This is a genomic window from Streptomyces xanthochromogenes, assembly GCF_014650455.1.
Classification (GTDB): Bacteria; Actinomycetota; Actinomycetes; order Streptomycetales; family Streptomycetaceae; genus Streptomyces; species Streptomyces xanthochromogenes.
Window position 1 is genome coordinate 527,720 of the sequence record NZ_BMUZ01000001.1, and the last position, 14,624, is coordinate 542,343.

At 73.0% G+C, this 14,624-nt stretch carries 9 protein-coding genes; 4 read left to right on the forward strand and 5 right to left on the reverse strand.

Annotated elements, in window-relative coordinates; genetic code table 11:
• Window positions 1–206: 206 nt before the first annotated feature.
• Genes IE267_RS02385 through IE267_RS02395 form a run of 3 tightly spaced genes read right to left on the reverse strand, consistent with a single transcriptional unit; the run spans window position 207 to window position 4,881 of the window.
• Window positions 207–1,373 (reverse strand): VWA domain-containing protein, encoded by a 1,167-nt coding sequence (locus IE267_RS02385; protein ID WP_189762009.1) that lies wholly within the window; start codon window positions 1,371–1,373, stop codon window positions 207–209.
• On the reverse strand, window positions 1,370–3,748 hold the full coding sequence (locus tag IE267_RS02390) for a DUF5682 family protein (RefSeq protein WP_229860580.1): 2,379 nt from the start codon (window positions 3,746–3,748) through the stop codon (window positions 1,370–1,372). Before IE267_RS02390 ends, IE267_RS02385 begins: the two co-directional genes overlap by 4 nt.
• Entirely contained in the window at window positions 3,745–4,881 is a 1,137-nt protein-coding gene (locus tag IE267_RS02395; RefSeq protein WP_167157544.1) for an ATP-binding protein, read from the reverse strand. Before IE267_RS02395 ends, IE267_RS02390 begins: the two co-directional genes overlap by 4 nt.
• 138 nt (window positions 4,882–5,019) lie before the next feature.
• Between IE267_RS02395 and IE267_RS02400 the strand changes: the two genes are divergently transcribed.
• Window positions 5,020–6,375 carry an SWIM zinc finger family protein gene (locus IE267_RS02400; RefSeq protein ID WP_189762010.1) on the forward strand — a complete coding sequence of 452 codons (1,356 nt, stop codon included), beginning with the start codon at window positions 5,020–5,022 and terminating at the stop codon, window positions 6,373–6,375.
• A gap of 256 nt (window positions 6,376–6,631) precedes the next feature.
• A complete protein-coding gene (locus IE267_RS02405) occupies window positions 6,632–8,176 on the forward strand; it encodes a DUF5691 domain-containing protein (protein WP_229860582.1) in 1,545 nt (514 codons plus the stop codon).
• 93 nt (window positions 8,177–8,269) lie between these two features.
• On the opposite strand, the gene icmB is transcribed toward IE267_RS02405, so the two are convergent.
• Window positions 8,270–8,683: a coenzyme B12-dependent isobutyryl CoA mutase small subunit gene (gene icmB / locus IE267_RS02410; protein WP_189762011.1), complete on the reverse strand. Its 414-nt coding sequence runs from the start codon at window positions 8,681–8,683 to the stop codon at window positions 8,270–8,272.
• Window positions 8,684–9,106: 423 nt separating this feature from the next.
• Here icmB and IE267_RS02415 point away from each other — a divergent pair, with 423 nt between their 5' ends.
• Window positions 9,107–9,886 (forward strand): alpha/beta hydrolase, encoded by a 780-nt coding sequence (locus IE267_RS02415; RefSeq protein WP_229860657.1) that lies wholly within the window; start codon window positions 9,107–9,109, stop codon window positions 9,884–9,886.
• Between the two features lie 455 nt (window positions 9,887–10,341).
• A complete protein-coding gene (locus IE267_RS02420; RefSeq protein WP_189762013.1) occupies window positions 10,342–11,928 on the forward strand; it encodes a M23 family metallopeptidase in 1,587 nt (528 codons plus the stop codon).
• 179 nt (window positions 11,929–12,107) lie between these two features.
• On the opposite strand, the gene pcrA is transcribed toward IE267_RS02420, so the two are convergent.
• A complete protein-coding gene (pcrA, locus tag IE267_RS02425; RefSeq protein WP_167157552.1) occupies window positions 12,108–14,564 on the reverse strand; it encodes a DNA helicase PcrA in 2,457 nt (818 codons plus the stop codon).
• Window positions 14,565–14,624 lie beyond the last annotated feature (60 nt).

Here is a 14,624-nt window from a genome sequence, read left to right on the forward strand (position 1 = left end):
CGCGGTTCCGTTGTCTACTGGGCGTGCCGCGAAGGGCAACGTGACGGCGCTGTCACTGAGGGAGGCGTACACGGTGTCCGAGTACGCGGCATGTCCGTCTCGCAGGTTATCTCCGCAGGACGTAGGTCCCTAAATCGCAGATCACACCTGGGCGGTGATACCTGTCACAGATCACCTGCTCGGCGCCCGCCCGGGTATGACCTCCCTCACGCCTCGGGTATCGGCAGCGGGCGCCGCTCGATCGCCGCGGCCATCACCTCGGGGAAGAGGTCGGGGGTGCAGGCGAAGGCCGGGGCGCCCAGTGCGGCGAGCGCGGCGGCGTGGTCGCGGTCGTAGGCCGGGGCGCCCTCGTCGGAGAGCGCGAGCAGGGCCACGAACTGCACCCCGGACGCCTTCATGGCCGCCACCCGCTTCAGCATCTCGGCCCGTATCCCGCCCTCGTAGAGATCACTGATCAGAACGACCACGGTGTCGGCAGGACGGGTGATCTGCGACTGGCAGTACGCGAGCGCCCGGTTGATGTCGGTGCCACCGCCGAGCTGGGTGCCGAACAGGACGTCGACGGGATCGTCGAGCTGGTCGGTGAGGTCGACGACGGCGGTGTCGAAGACGACCAGGCGGGTCGCGATCGAGCGCATCGAGGCGAGCACGGCGCCGAACACCGAGGCGTAGACGACGGAGGCGGCCATCGAGCCGGACTGGTCGATGCACAGCACGACGTCCTTCTTCACGCCGCGCGCCGCCCGCCCGTATCCGACGAGCCGCTCGGGCACGACGGTGTGGTGCTCGGGCAGGTAGTTCTTGAGGTTGGCCCTGATCGTGCGGTCCCAGTCGATGTCGCGGTGGCGGGGCCTGCTGATGCGGGTGCTGCGGTCGAGGGCGCCGGTGAGGGTGGCCCGGGTGCGGGCGGCGAGGCGCTTCTCCAGGTCCTCGACGACCTTGCGGACCACGGCCCGCGCGGTCTCCCGGGTGGTCTCGGGCATCGCCTTGTTCAGCGAGAGCAGGGTGCCGACGAGGTGGACGTCGGCCTCGACGGCCTCCAGCATCTCCGGCTCCAGGAGCAGCGCGGCGAGCCCGAGGCGCTCGATGGCGTCGCGCTGCATGACCTGGACGACGGAGCTCGGGAAGTACGTACGGATGTCGCCGAGCCAGCGCGCGACGGACGGGGCCGACGCCCCGAGCCCGGCTGCGCGGTCCCTGCTTCCGCCCTTGGCGCCGTTCCGGCCGCCGTAGAGCGCGGCGAGCGCCCCGTCCATCGCGGCGTCCCGACCGGCGAGCGCGCAGCCGGTCCCCTCGGCGCCGGGCTCCCCGCCGAGCACCAGGCGCCAGCGCCGCAGGCGCTCCTCATCACTTGGTCGCGTGCTGGTCGTCACTTGCCCACCCCCGCAAGGTAGTTGGGATCGTCGAGGATGCCGGGTGCGCCAAGTTCGTCCGTTCCGTTCGGGTGTTGGGGTCTTTCGGGATCGTTCGCCCCGCCGGGACCGCCCCGGCCGAGCAGCAGGGCCATCAGCGGCAGCACCGCGTCGGCGCGGGCCAGGTCGAGCCCGGTGCCGAATCCGGGGGCGGCCGCCTCGCCGGGGCCGGTGCGCATCCCCGGGCCGCGCCGCACCAGCTCGCCCAGCGTGCGCCGCACACCCGCCTCGTACGCGGCGAACGTCCGCCGCAGCAGCGGCAGTACGTCGGTGAACGCCTCCGGTGGCACGCTCGTGAGCCAGCCGTCGACCAGGCCGCGCAGCCGCTCGTCGTGGACCAGGAGCATGCCGCCCCCGGACGCCCCGCCGACGAATCCCTCGATCCAGGTGGCCGCGTCGGCCGGGGCGGTGCCCGGCGAGAGTGCGAGGCCCATGAGGCGGGCCGCGTCCTCGCTCTCGATCCGACCGTCGTCGAGCAGCAGCCGCACCGCCCGGCCGCGCAGTACGCCGGGCACGGTCTCGCGCGAGGCGAGCCTGCCGAGCACCGCGGACCAGCGCTCGCGCAGACCGTCCGGGCCGGTGCCGGCGTCCTCCGCGAGGAGGCCGATCGCGGTGTGCACGGCGTCCAGATGGGTGCGCATCTCGGCGGCCCCGTCCGCGTCAAGGGCCGCGCAGGCGGGTGGCAGGCCGACGCAGATGCGCTCGGCCAGGCCCGCCGCGACCTCGGCGAGACCGGCGGTCGTGGTGCCCCGCACATCTCCGTAGCGCAGGGTGCGGGCGAGCGCGGGCAGTGCCTGCGCGAGGTGGGCGACGTCCGTGTCGAGCGCGGCCCGGTCGGCGAGCGCGCGCATCACCACCGGCAGCGCGTCCGGCAGTTCGGCGAGGAGGCAGCGCTCGGCCAGCGCCGTGATCGCGCCGAGGGCGCTCGCGGCGGCGGCCTCCGACTCGGCCTTCGCGGTGGCGGCGCCCAGCACCGTGGTGCCCCACACCCCGGCCTCGGCCACCCGCACCGACAGCTCGGGCTCCCAGCGCAGCCGCCAGTTCTCCCGGAAGGTGCCGGTGGAGCGGGCCCGGGTCTGCTCTCCCCAGCCGATCCCGAGCAGCCGCAGCCGGTGCAGCAGCCGACTGCGCCCGGCGTCGGTCTCCTTGCGCAGATCGAGCTCCAACTCCCTTTCCAGCGCCTCCGGTTTGAGCCGCAGGGTCCGCTGGGCCCGTACGAGATCGCGCTGGAGCGGGACGGCGGGCGCCGCGTCGGGCACCTCGCCCAGCACGTCCCCCACGACGAGGCGGTCCTGGATCAGGCCGAGCGGCACGTCGGAGCCCTCGCACATCACGGCCCGCACGGCGTCGGTCGTCTCGGCGAGACCCGGCAGCGGGCGCCCCCGCATCGCGGCGAGCGTCCCGGCGAGCCGGACCGCCTCGATGACATGGGCGGACGAGATCTGGCGGTCCTCCGCGCGCAGCAGCCCGGCCACCTTGGTCATCCAGCGCTCGACCGGCCGGTCGGGCGCGGCGAACAGGTGCCCGTACCAGCCGGGCGAGTCGATGCCCGCGCCGTAGCCGCTGCGCCGGGCGAGCCTGCGGTGCGTCCAGGGCACCCAGGTCAGCTCGGCCTTGACCTTGGGCAGCCCCTTGAGCAGGGCGCGGTCGCCGGCCACGGTGAACTTCGCGGCGAGCGCGGGCACGTGCCACGCGCCGCAGACGACGGCCACCTCCACCCCGAACTCCTTCACCGCGGCCCGCAGTTGCTGCCGCATATGGGCCTCGCGGATCAGATCCCGGGGATGCCCGCCGTCTCCGTACGTCTCGCGCAGGACGGTCATGGCCTCGGCGAGCGCGGCGAACGGCGCACCCGGGTCCACCGCGGCGTCGCGGTGCTCGACCACGTCCTCCCACCAGCGCTCCGGCTCGTCGTACCCGGCGGCCTCGGCGAGCGCCCCGATGGGGTCGACCCGTGGCCCGGCGTCCTCCCCCGCGGGCTCCTCGCCCGTCGCCAGCGAGTGGGCGGCGGGCAGATCGATGAAGCGGACCTGTGCGCCGTGGTCCAGGGCCCAGCGGATCGCCACCCACTCCGGCGAGAACTCGGCCATCGGCCAGAACGCGGCACGGCCCGGGTCGTCGACGACATGGGCGAGCAGCGCCACCGGTGGCCGCATGGCCTCGTCGGCGGCGAGGGCCAGCAGGGCGTCGCCCTCGGGCGGCCCCTCGATGAGCACGGCCCGGGGCCGGGCGGCATCCAGCGCGGCCCGCACCGCGCGCGCCGAGCCGGGGCCGTGGTGGCGCACCCCGAGCAGCAGCGGTCCGCCGGGGCCGGGCGTCGCGGCGGGCGCCGTCATACGGACACCTCGCGGCAGGCCCGGTAGAAGTCCTTCCAGCCGTCCCGCTCGCGGACCACCGTCTCCAGGTATTCCTGCCAGATGACCCGGTCCGCCGCCGGGTCGCGCACCACCGCGCCGAGGATTCCGGCGGCGACGTCGCCCGCCCTGAGCACGCCGTCGCCGAAGTGCGCGGCGAGGGCGAGGCCGCCGGTCACCACGGAGATCGCCTCGGCCGTGGAAAGCGTCCCCGAGGGGGACTTGAGCTTGGTGCGGCCGTCCGCGGTCACGCCGTCGCGCAGCTCCCGGAAGACGGTGACGACGCGGTGAATCTCCGCCATGCCGTCGGGCACCGCGGGCAGGTCGAGCGAGCGGCCCAGCTGGTCCACCCGGCGCGACACGATGTCGACCTCCTCCTCCGCGGTCGCCGGCAGTGGCAGGACCACCGTGTTGAAGCGGCGGCGCAGCGCGCTGGACAGCTCGTTCACCCCGCGGTCCCGGTCGTTGGCTGTGGCGATCAGGTTGAAGCCGCGCACGGCCTGGGTCTCGGCCCCCAACTCCGGTATGGGCAGGGTCTTTTCGGACAGGATCGTGATCAGGGTGTCCTGCACGTCGGCCGGGATGCGCGTCAGCTCCTCGACCCGGGCCGTCATGCCCTGCGCCATGGCCCGCATGACCGGGCTGGGCACGAGCGCGGCCCGGCTCGGGCCGTTGGCGAGCAGCTGGGCGTAGTTCCAGCCGTAGCGGATGGCCTCCTCCGGGGTGCCCGCGGTGCCCTGCACCAGGAGGGTGGAGTCGCCGCTGACGGCGGCCGCGAGGTGCTCCGACACCCAGGTCTTGGCGGTGCCGGGGACGCCGAGCAGGAGCAGCGCCCGGTCGGTGGCGAGGGTGGTGACGGCGACCTCGACGATGCGCCGGGGGCCCACGTACTTCGGTGTGATCACCGTGCCGTCGGGCAGGGTGCCACCGAGGAGATAGGTGGCGACCGCCCAGGGCGAGAGCCGCCAACGGACCGGGCGCGGGCGGTCGTCCGCCGCGGCGAGCGCCGCGAGCTCGTCCGCGAAGGCCTGCTCGGCGTGCGGCCGCAGGGCCTCTTCCGCCGCGGTCTCAGCGCGGGATTCGGTGGGCTCGGACTCGATTTCGGACATGGTCATGACTCCCCCTCCAGGTCGCATCAGACGTTCGACCGGCTTGTGGTCTCCACCGTGCACCACGCCACTGACAATCACCTTCCGACCGGCCATCCGTGCAGGTCAGAGCGATTGTCAGTGGACGCACGTACCTTCGGTGACATGACTCAGCAGGGGGTGCGCTGGACGGCGGATCAGGTGCTTGCACTGGCGCCTGACGATGCGTCACGCAAGGCGGGAAGCAGGCTCGGTTCGGCCGGGCCGTGGTCGGAGAGCGGGTGCGACGGAGCGGGGGCGGTGTGGGGCCTGTGCAAGGGCAGCGGCAGCAAGCCGTACCAGGCGGTCATCGACACAAGTGGCCCCGCATACAAGTGCAGTTGCCCGAGCCGGAAGTTCCCGTGCAAGCACGCGGTGGGGCTGCTGCTGCTCTGGTCCGCGGACGAACAGGCGGTGCCGGCCATCGGTACGGCGCCGGACTGGGCCGAGCAGTGGCTGAAGGGACGACGTACGCGCGCGGCGAACGCCGAGAGCGGCCCAACCAGCGCCGCTGCGGGCCAGGTTGACGCCGAGGCGGCCCGGCGCAGGGCCGCGAAGCGGGCGGAGCGGATCACCGCCGGGGCCGCCGAGCTGGAGCAGCGCCTTGCCGACCTGCTGCGCGGCGGGATCGCGGCGGCCGAGCGTCCCGGGTACGGCCTGTGGGAGGAGACGGCCGCCCGCATGGTCGACGCGCAGGCTCCCGGGCTTGCCGGTCTTGTCAGGGAGTTGGGGGCGATACCGGGTTCCGGCCCGGGCTGGCCCATGCGACTCCTGGAGGAGTGCGCACTGCTGCACCTCCTCGACCGGGCCTGGCTCGACCGGTCCGCCCTGCCGGAGCCGCTGGCCGCCACGGTCCGCTCCCGCGTCGGGGTGCCCGCCGCCCCGCAGGGCCCAGCGACCCGGGACCGCTGGCAGGTCCTCGCCCAGTACGACACGGCCGACGCGAAGCTCACCACCCGCCGCATCTGGCTGTACGGCAGGGAGTCGCACCGCACGGCACAGATCCTGGACTTCGGGGCGGCGGGCCGGGCCCCCGGCATCGCACTGCCCGTGGGCCTGACGATCGACGCCGACCTGACGCCCTACCCGGGCGCGGGCCGACTGAGGGCGGCGCTGGGCGAGCGCTACGGGACCGGGGCCACGCCCGACGGCCCGCCCCCGGGCGGCACCGCGACGGAGGCCGTCGAGCGGTACGGCCGGGCGCTCCTGGACGACCCCTGGCTGGAGTCGTACCCGACGACCTTGAACGCGGCGATACCGATACCGCCGAAGGACGGCTCCGATGACTGGCAACTGGCCGATGCGGAGGGCGAGTTGGCTCTCCCCGTGACTCCGGGCGCGGCAGCGCGCGCCGGCCTGTGGAGGCTGGCCGCGGTGTCCGGGGGCGCCCCGGTGACGGTCTTCGGCGAATGCGGCCACCGAGGCTTCACACCGCTGACGGCGTGGCCGCGGGGGGCCAAGGAGGGGGTGGCGCTGACGTGAGCGCGGTTCGCAACGGCACGGAGGGGGTTCTATGACCAGCGCGACGACGACAGGGGGGACCGGTGTGGAGGGGGCCGGAGCCGGGTCCCGGACCGAGGCGGAAGGCAGACCCGGGACCGGACCCGGAGCCGGGTCCCGGACCGAGGCGGAAGGCAGACCCGGGACCGGACCCGGAGCCGGGTCCCGGACCGAGGCGGAAGGCAGACCCGGGAGCGGGTCCTGGACCGGGGCCGGGGCCGGGCCCTGGGAGGAACTGGTGACCGCGGCGCTGCTCGGCACCGACCGGCGGCCGGGGGCCGGGACGCCCGGGGAGTTGCTGGACGCCGCCGCGACGCAGACCCTGCGCCGCAGGGCGGGTCTCGTTCCCGCGACGGCGGGGACACGGCCGCCGGACGCCCCGCCGGACGAGCGGCCCGCCCTGCCCGAGGCGGCTCGGCGGCGTCTCGCCCTGCTGCTGGCCGACCGTTCGGCTCCCGCACATGCGGGGGGCCGGCGCGGGAGCGCGCCCGACCTGGGCGAGCTGCTCCCGCAGTGGCTCGCGCTGGCCAACGAACGAGGCCTGCGCGCCCCGGCCGAGCTGCTGCCCGCCCTGCTCGACGCGGCGCGGGCCCGCACGGACCTGCGCCCTCAGGCACTGGCCTTCGCCGGTCCGCGGGGGCTGTGGCTGGCCCGGCTCAACCCGGAGTGGCGCTTCGCGCAGCGCGGGGCGTCGGGCAGCGCGGTGCTGCCGCGACCGGAGGACACCGCATCCGTTCAACTCCTGTGGCAGGAGGGTCTGTTCGCGGAACGGGTGGCGCTGCTCGGGGCGGTGCGGGCGTACGACGCGGACGCGGGACGGGCACTGCTCGCCGCGACCTGGACGACCGAACGGGCCGAGGACCGGCTGATGTTCCTCGACTCGCTGCGCGACGGGCTCTCCGCCTCGGACGAGCCCTTCCTGGAGCAGACACTCGCCGACCGCAGCCGCAATGTGCGGGCGACGGCGGCGGAGCTGCTCTCCGCGCTGCCCGGCTCGGCGCTCGCGGGACGGATGGCCGAGCGGGCGGCATCCTGCGTGTCCCTGGACCGTACGGGCGAGGTGGCGACGATCTCGGTGGAAGCGCCGCACGAATGCGACGCGGCGATGCAGCGGGACGGGGTCGCGCCCCGCCCTCCGGCCGGGCGGGGTGAACGGTCTTGGTGGCTCGGCCAGTTGGTGGAGTCGGCGCCGCTCGACAGCTGGACCCGGCGGCTCGGCGGCCGCTCGGTCCCCGAGCTCGTGACGCTGCCCGTCGCCGACGACTGGGGCGACGAGCTGCACGCGGCGTGGTGCCGCGCGGCGGTGCGGCAGCGTGACGCGGAGTGGGCGCGGGCCCTGCTCGGGGCACCCTCCGCGGCGCCCGGCGAAGGCGCGGGCACGGCGTCGCTGGCCGAGCGGGCCAAGCTCCTGTCCATCCTCACGGAGGCCGAGCGGGCGGACTGGGTGGCCCGGTTCATATCGGCGCACGGCCTGTCGGAGGCGTTCCAGTTGCTCGGCGTGTGTGTGGTGCCGTGGGCGGGAGCGCTGGGGCGGGCGGTGGTGGACGCGCTGGAGATCGCGCGGGACGCGGGAAGCTATCCGTGGAGCTTCAGCGGGGTGATGGGGCTGGCCGAGCGCTGCCTCGACCCCGCGGAGTCGCCCCGCCTGGAGGCACTGACGGCTACCCCGCCGGAGCGGGAGGGCGCGTCACCGGGGGCGGGTGGCTACTGGGCCGAGGCCTTCCAGCGCCTCGTCGCCACGCTGCACCTGCGGGCAACCCTGCGCACCGAACTGTCCGCCTAGCCCCAACCCCCTCCGCCCCGGAGGGGGTTGGGCACGCGCCCACCGCGACGGGTTTGGGCGGAGCCCCAGGGGGCCGGGGATGGCCCCCGGAGGCTACGCGCCGGCCGGCTGGCGGACGTTGGCGTTGACCCAGGTCACGATGGACGCCGTCGTCGCCCCGGGAGTGAAGATCTCCGCAACCCCGAGCTCCTTCAGCGGCGGAATGTCCGCCTCGGGAATGATGCCCCCGCCGAACACCTTGATGTCCTCCGCGTCCCGCTCCTTCAGGAGCTCCAGCACCTTCGCGAACAAGGTGTTGTGCGCACCCGAGAGGATGGACAGCCCGATCGCATCGGCATCCTCCTGGATCGCGGTGTCGACGATCTGCTCGGGCGTCTGGTGCAGCCCGGTGTAGATGACCTCCATACCGGCGTCACGCAGCGCCCGCGCGATGACCTTGGCTCCGCGATCGTGACCGTCGAGCCCCGGCTTGGCCACCACCACGCGGATCGGACCAGTTACACCCATCACTGCCTCCAGATGTCCCACCTGCGCACCCCGTGCCAAGGAGCCGGGGAAGTGAACGAACGTTATCCACAGCATCCCGCACCCCGCCGTTTCACGGTGGGGAGGGAGGGGGAAATCACACGTGGGACACGTTCGTTTTGCACCGTACCCGCATCAGTCGGCCCCCCTGCCCCGGCCGGAGGGCCCTCGCCACCGTGGGGGCACGGTCGCAAGGGGAGCCGCTACGAAGGCGCCGCACCACCGTGCTGCCAGCCGCGCAGCACGGTGGTCCGGCCCTCTTTCTTCGGGCCGGCCGGGCGGAACCTGCACCGGCGGATTCCCATGAGGGCATACGGGGGACGGAGCGGCCTTCCGCGTGCCATTCGGGAGGTCGCCGCCGTGCAGCTCTTATCGCTGGTGCCGTCGTATCTGCGCCGGGCACGGATGTCGGCGGCCCTGATCCGTGCCACCGCCCTCGATCTCGCGGTGCTGGCCGGGCACCTGCTGCTCTATCCGTCGGGGCTCACCCCCGAACGGCACCCCGCGATCGACGCGGCCGCCGCGCCCCAGTTGCCCACGGCCGGCCGCTCGCACCCGCCCGTGATCCTGCTGCACGGCTTCATCGACAACCGGTCGGTCTTCGTGCTGCTGCGCCGTTCGCTGGCCCGGCACGGCTGGCGGCACCTCGAATCGCTCAACTACTCGCCGCTGACCGTCGACATCAAGGTCGCCGCCGAACTGCTCGGCCGTCATGTCGAGGACGTCTGCGCCCGCACCGGCCACGCCGAGGTGGACATCGTCGGACACAGCCTGGGCGGCCTGATAGCCCGCTATTACGTGCAGCGCCTGGGCGGCGACCGCCGGGTCCGTACGCTCGTCACGCTCGGCACCCCGCATTCCGGGACGCGCTCGGCCCAGCTCGCGCACGCCCACCCGATCGTGCGGCAGATGTGCCCGGGCTCCGCCCTCATCGAAGAGCTGCGCCTGCCCGCGCCCGGCATCCGCACCCGGTTCGTGAGTTTCTGGAGCGATCTCGACACGCTGATGATCCCGGTCGAGACGGCCCGCGTCGAGCACCCGGACCTGCTCGCCCAGAACGTCCGGGTGACGGGAATCGGGCATCTGGCCATGCCGGTGCATCCGGCCGTCGCCGCCGGCGTGCGCCAGGCGCTGACCTCGGGGAACGCGGAGACCGCCGACCAGGACGCGTTCTCGGTGGCCTGAGCGGAGCCCGTCGGAACGACCGACCCGCCGACCGTCGCCCACGTCTGCCCGCACCTGCACCCGACGCGTACGACAGGCGCGTACGACACGCATGGACAGCACGCACGGAACGAGCCCCTGGGCACGCCGAACAGGAAATCCACCCGTCATCCACACATATCCCGCACCGCGACCTCACCCCGGCCGTGCCCCGCGCTGCGAACCCCCCACCCCCTGGCCCGATTTCAGCTTCGACACTCCCCCACGTCCGTCGAACGAATCCCGAACACAGGGCCAAGGCTCTGCACACAGCCCGCCGAAAGGCGACTGATTGCCCGTTTCCCGGAACGACGGGGCCCGCGGAAGATTGTCGCTGTCGCATACCGCCGGGTACAGTCACGCCACTGCTGTCCCCGGGACCCCCGCACTTTCGGGCCCCGGCCGCAGGTTCTGTTGCCGAGGCGAGAGAGAAGTTGGTGACTGACCAGCACGCCCACGCCGGGTACGTCGGACACGACGGTTACCTCAACGGCAGCAGTGGCCATGACGGCATCGCGCACCAGGCGCAGCACACCGGAAGCTTCGCCGTCGATCCGCTCTTCGGAGCGATGCACGACGGTTACGCCGGCGGGAACACCCAGCAGGCGGGCGGGACCGGCCAGTTCGACACCGGAGCCTTCGCCTCCCCGTACGACAGCACCGGCCAGTGGACGGTTCCGGCCCAGGCGGCCGCGTACGAACCGGAGGGCACGACCGGCAGCTTCGACACCGGCGCCTTCCAGACCGCCGCCTTCCACGCCGGCACCCCGCACGGCGACGCGTTCGCCACGGGTCAGTTCGAGACCGGCACGTTCGCCGCCCAGGGCTTCTCCCCGCGGCCCGCCGACACCGGCGCCTTCGCCACCGGCAGTTTCGACACGGGGAGCTTCGACACGGGCAGCTTCGACACGACGGGCCAGTGGGACGCCGGCGCGTGGAACCAGGCGCAGGGCACCGGGCAGTACGACAACACCGCGTTCACCTCCGCCTTCGACACCACCGGCCAGTGGGCCGTGACCGGCACCCACACCGATACCGGCACCTTCGACGCGACCGCGTGGAACGCGACGGCGGCCGACCGGACCGCCGCACTCCCGCAGGTCGAGAGCGCCCCCGAGCCCCAACTCCCGCACGAGACGGCCGAGTTCCCGCAGGTGGAGCTTCCGGGAATGGTGGAGCTCGCGGCCGGGTCCGACCCCGGGCCGGACGGCACACCGGCCGACACTCCCGCCGACATGCCCGGCGCGGCCGTGCCCGCTTCGCGGGCCGAGGCCCGGCGCGGGGCGAGCCGTCGGCGGCGTACGCCCGCCAAGCGTTCGGCGCTGCTGACCGTCGCGGTGCCCTCCGTGTGCGTGATGGGCGTCGCGGGTGTCGCGGTCGCCTCCGTCGGCGGGATGAGCGGCAGCAAGGACGAGGGCAGCACGGTGACCGCCGCGTCCGACCCTGCCTCGGTCAAGCCGGTCGCCGCCAACACCAAGCTGGACACGCAGCTCGCCAATCTGAGCGCGGACGCCAACAGCTTCGCCGACCGGGCGAGCCGGACGCAGGAACGTATCGACCTCAAGGCCCGCCAGGACGCGGAGAAGAAGAAAAAGGAGGACGCGGCCGCCGCCAAGGAGGCCGCGCGCCCCAAGTTCGTCCTGCCGGTGACGCAGAAGGGCCTGAGCGCGTACTACGGGCAGGCCGGCGTCAACTGGATGTCGGTGCACACCGGCATCGACTTCCCGGTCTCGTACGGCACCCCCGTGATGTCGGCGATCGACGGCACGATCCGCACCCAGTGGAACAGCGCCTACGGCAACATGGCCATAGTGACCGGCGCCGACGGCACCGAGACCTGGTACTGCCATCTGTCCAGCACCAAGCTCCGCTCGGGTCCGGTGAAGGCGGGCGAGGTCATCGCGTACTCCGGCAACTCGGGCAACTCCACCGGCCCGCACCTCCACTTCGAGGTGCGGCCGCACGGCGGGTCGTCGATAGACCCCCTGCCGTGGCTGCGCAGCCACGGCCTGGACCCGACGTAACACTCCGCGCACGGACGGCCGTTCGGCCGCGGGAAGCCGAGCCCTTAGGACGTCGGCCCTCGCCGGACATCGGCCCTCGCCGGACATCGACCGTCGTCGGACGGCCGCGCGGTTCCCCGCGCCCCTCGCAGGGCGCGGGCATTCCGCATCGAGGCCGGGCCCTCAGCGCCCGGCCGTCCTCACAGCTTCTCGACCGGCGCGTACCGCAGCAGCAGCTTCTTCGGACGTTCGTCGCCGAAGTCGATCGTGGCCTGGGCGTCCGAGCCCGAGCCGGTCACCGACATCACGGTGCCGAGGCCGAACTGGTCGTGCGTGACCCGGTCGCCGACCGACAGTGCGATGACCGGCTTGTCGCTGCCACGCCGGGTCGCGAAGCCCGAGGGGCCGGACTTGGACCGCGACGAGGACAGCGAGCTGCCGATCCCGCCACCGAGCGACTTGCTGGACATGGGCCCGGCCGGGGCGGCCATCGGGCCCGTCCGCTTCCACTCCAGGTGCTGGACCGGGATCTCCTCCAGGAAGCGCGAGGCCGGGTTGTACGAGGGCTGGCCCCAGGCGCTGCGCATCGAGGAGCGCGTCAGATACAGCCGCTCGCGGGCGCGCGTGATGCCGACGTAGGCGAGGCGGCGCTCCTCCTCCAGTTCCTTGACCTGGCCGAGCGCCCGCATGTGCGGGAAGACGCCGTCCTCCATGCCGGTGAGGAACACGACGGGGAATTCCAGGCCCTTGGCGGTGTGGAGCGTCATCAGGGTGATGACCCCCGAGCCGTCCTCGTCCTCGTCGGGGATCTGGTCGGAGTCGGCGACCAGGGCGACCTTCTCCAGGAACTCCGCGAGGGTGCCCGTGCCCTCCTCCTCGCTGCGCTCCTGCTCGAACTCCAGGGCCACGGCGGCCAGTTCCTGGAGGTTCTCGATACGGGTCTCGTCCTGCGGGTCGGTGGACGCCTGCAACTCGGCCAGATATCCGGTGCGTTCGAGCACCGCCTCCAGGACGACCGCGGGTCCGGCGCCCGAGTCCACGATCGTGCGGAGCTCCTCCATCAGCGCGTTGAAGCGCTTGACGGCGTTGGCCGAACGGGCCGCCATGCCGTACGCCTCGTCGACGCGGCGCAGCGCCTGCGGGAAGGTGATCTTCTCGCGCAGCGACAGCGCGTCGATCATGGCTTCGGCGCGCTCGCCGATGCCGCGCTTGGGGACGTTGAGGATGCGCCGCAGCGGGACGGTGTCCTCCGCGTTCGACAGGACGCGCAGATAGGCCAGGACGTCCCTGACCTCCTTGCGCTCGTAGAACCGGACACCGCCGACGACCTTGTAGGGCAGGCCGACGCGGATGAAGATCTCTTCGAAGACCCGGGACTGCGCGTTGGTGCGGTAGAAGACCGCGACGTCGCCCGCCTTGGCCTCGGCCTTGTCGGTGAGCCGGTCGATCTCGTCGGCGACGAACTGCGCCTCGTCGTGCTCGGTGTCGGCGACATAGCCGGTGATCTGAGCGCCGGGCCCGGCGTCCGTCCACAGGTTCTTGGGGCGGCGGCTCTCGTTGCGCTCGATCACCGCGTTGGCGGCGGACAGGATCGTCTGGGTGGAGCGGTAGTTCTGCTCCAGGAGGATCGTCGTCGCGTTCGGATAGTCCTCCTCGAACTGGAGGATGTTGCGGATCGTCGCGCCCCGGAAGGCGTAGATCGACTGGTCGGCGTCGCCCACCACGCACAGTTCGGCGGGGGCCTGTGCATCGCCGGCGGGGCCGACCAGCTCCCGCACCAGCGTGTACTGGGCGTGGTTGGTGTCCTGGTACTCGTCGACCAGGACGTGCCGAAAGCGCAGCCGGTAGTGCTCGGCCACGTCCGGGAACGCCTGGAGGAGGTGGACCGTGGTCATGATGATGTCGTCGAAGTCGAGCGCGTTGGCCTCGCGCAGCCTCGCCTGGTACATCGTGTAGGCCTGGGCGAGCGTCTTCTCGAAGCCGTCCGCCGCCTGGCCGGAGAAGGTCTCCTCGTCGATCAGCTCGTTCTTCAGGTTGGACACCTTGGCGCTGAACGACTTCGGCGGGAACTTCTTCGGGTCCAGATCGAGGTCGCGGCAGACCAGCGCCATCAGGCGCTTGGAGTCGGCCGCGTCGTAGATCGAGAAGGACGAGGTGAAGCCCAGCTTCTTCGACTCGCGGCGCAGAATCCGGACGCACGCGCTGTGGAAGGTCATGACCCACATCGCGTTGGCGCGCGGGCCGACCAGCTGCTCGACGCGCTCCTTCATCTCCCCGGCGGCCTTGTTGGTGAAGGTGATCGCGAGGATCTGGCCGGGGTGCACCCCCCGGGTCGCGAGGAGGTGGGCGATGCGGTGCGTGAGCACCCGGGTCTTGCCGGAGCCGGCGCCGGCCACGATGAGCAGCGGCGAGCCCGCGTGCACCACGGCGGCGCGCTGCTGTTCGTTCAGCCCCTCAAGGAGGGCCGCCGCGTCGAGCACCGGGCGCGGGGCGCCGCCGCGATAGTGGGCGTCGCGGTCCACGGGCGCGTCGAACCGGCCGCCGAACAGGTCGTCCGGCACCGGCTCGGGCGCGTGCGACTCCTCGGGCGGTGGCGGGTGCTCCTCCTCGGAGGGCTGGAGGTCCGCCAGGAAGCTGTCGTCAAAGAGGCTGCTCATCGTCTCCCGAGTCTAGGCCGCCCCTCTGACAGTCCGCCGCCGCCTTCGGACACTCCGCCG